Origin of the sequence: Thiorhodococcus minor (assembly GCF_010820565.1) — a bacterium.
In the GTDB taxonomy this organism is placed as follows: domain Bacteria; phylum Pseudomonadota; class Gammaproteobacteria; order Chromatiales; family Chromatiaceae; genus Thiorhodococcus; species Thiorhodococcus minor.
The window spans coordinates 1-2,091 of record NZ_JAAIJQ010000220.1; the positions used below are offsets into that span (position 1 = coordinate 1).

Genomic DNA, 2,091 nt, shown 5'->3' on the forward strand with positions numbered 1-2,091 from the left:
AACCGGTTGTTGGACAAGCCCGGGATCGAGGAGGTACGCAGGGGGTATAGAAAATAGCTTTTCGAGGCCGAGGGCTCGCGGAGCCCTGGAAGCTAATGAGGAGGTGCCGAGCCCCGGCTGTCAGGCCGCCATCGGGTTCAAGATTGCGCCCAACGGTGTTCAGCGTGGGCATTGTGCCTGAATGTCAGGCGAGCGCCAGCCTCGGCCGGAAGAAGCCGCAGTCCCGGGGTCGGTCTTTTGGGAGCGGTTACATCACCACGGCCTGCGCCGCCTCAAGGGTTGGGCGCAGGGTCGGTTGCAATGAGCGCGGCGGCAGACGTGTTTGCACGCTCACCATCTCAGCCCCGCAGCACGGGCATTTCAGCTTGGGCCGGGGTTTGAGTTGAGCGATCAGGCGCTTCGGATCGAGGCCGAAGAGCCACTGCAGCACGGCAATGGCGCGCTTGCTGTTGGGATGCAGAAAGCCGTAGTTGCGTGTCCGTCGGAATCCCTTGGGCAAGACATGCGCGAGCACCAGGGCGAGGAAGCGCGCGCCCGGCAGGGTGCGGTACTCCAAGCGCTTGCGCTTGGCATCGCGGTAACGGAAGGTCACCTGGCCGTTCTCACAGGAAACGATGTCCTTCTCTTGGATGACGCCGCGATAGAGATAGCGCCCCAAATAGATCAGCGCCTTCTCGCCACGGCCGACGTTTTTGCAGTCGACGACCCAGGCGCTCGGCAGGCCGGACGGAAGGGTCAGCCCCGCGGCGGTGATGGCCTCCAGCAGCTTGGCGCGGAAGACCTTGGCCAGCGCCTTGTGATTGAACAGATAGCCGCGCTTGGCGCTTTTGGTGCGCCACAGCTTCTTGTCCGGATCGATGGCCGCGGCTGGCACCACCAGGTGGACATGGGGGTGAAAGTCGAGGCGGCGCGAATGGGTATGGAGCACCGCAATCGCCCCGGCCTCGCCCTGCAAAGCGTTGTCGTTGCGCGCGAAGGTACGCACCGTCTCCCAGCTCGCGCGGATGAGGTGATCGTAGAGCGCCTGCTGGTTGGACCACACCAGTGAGCGCAGCGCCTCGGGTACGGTGAAGGTGAGGAGGAAATAGGTCGCTGGCACCTGCCGGGCGAGTTGACGCTCGATCCATTGCTGGCTCTCATGGTGCTGACAGTGAGGACAGGCACGATGACCACAGGAGTGCGGGACGCGTTCGGTGTGATCGCAGGCGCTGCACTGCGCGCGCATCACGGGGCTGGCCGAGGTGCGGCAGGTCTGCAGCGCCTCGAGGGCCTTGCGCTGGCTGGGTAGAATCGAATCACCCATCTGCGCCAGATACGCCGCCTTGAAGGTGGTGATGATCGAAGACAGCAGGATCATTTCACGCCCCTCCAGTCGATGGAGAAGCCGCTCATCAAGGCGTTGATGGCGTGCTCGGCGTTGCCGTTGGTCTGAGCGGTCAGGTGGGTGTAGCGGGCGGTGGTGAGGATGGAGTGATGGCCGAGGATCTTTTGGACTTCCAGCAGATCGACACCGGCCTCGATCAGGTGTGTGGCGTAGCTGTGGCGAAGACAGTGGGGTGTGATCTTTTTTTAATCCCACACGTCTCGACGACCTTGCGCAGGGTGACCTGCACGCCGCCGCGATCCAGCGGCGTGGACGCCGATGCTGCCGCCTTGAGTCCCCCGTGGCGATTGGGAAACAACAGGACCGGGTTGCGATGCAGTCGCCAGAAGCGGCGCAGCAGCTCAAGCGTTGTCTCGGGCAGTGGCACCAAGCGATCCTTGTTGCCCTTGGCATCACGGATGTGCACGCGCCGACGCTCCGCATCGATATCGGCCACGGTGAGGCGCAGCCCCTCGCCGAGGCGTAGACCCAGGCTGTAGAGGGTGAAGAAGAAGACCTTGTAGCTCAGCGTTTGGGTTGCCTGAATCAGGCGCTGGGCCTCCTCGACGGTGACGATATCCGGCAGGCGTTGCCCCTTGGGTGGCTTGACGAGGTCGACGTTGACCCAAGGCTTGCGCAGCACATGGGCGTAGAAGAACTTCAGCCCGTACAAGTCGAGCTTGACGGCACTCCAGGAGTGGGTCTCGAGCCGGTCGCTAAAGTACTCG

The 2,091-nt window shown here is 63.4% G+C and carries 1 protein-coding gene and 1 pseudogene; both read right to left on the minus strand.

The window, feature by feature from the left end; all coding sequences use genetic code 11:
• Nucleotides 1-247 precede the first annotated feature (247 nt).
• Nucleotides 248-1,357: an IS91 family transposase gene (locus G3446_RS26445; protein ID WP_164456640.1), complete on the minus strand. Its 1,110-nt coding sequence runs from the start codon at nucleotides 1,355-1,357 to the stop codon at nucleotides 248-250.
• Nucleotides 1,354-2,006, minus strand: a pseudogene (locus G3446_RS26455) (tyrosine-type recombinase/integrase). Before G3446_RS26455 ends, G3446_RS26445 begins: the two are co-directional and overlap by 4 nt.
• Nucleotides 2,007-2,091 lie beyond the last annotated feature (85 nt).

What these genes read in the sequence shown, in the direction of transcription:
- G3446_RS26445 (WP_164456640.1), bottom strand. Translation starts at nt 1,357, where the DNA reads ATGATCCTGCTGTCTTCGATCATCACCACCTTCAAGGCGGCGTATCTG.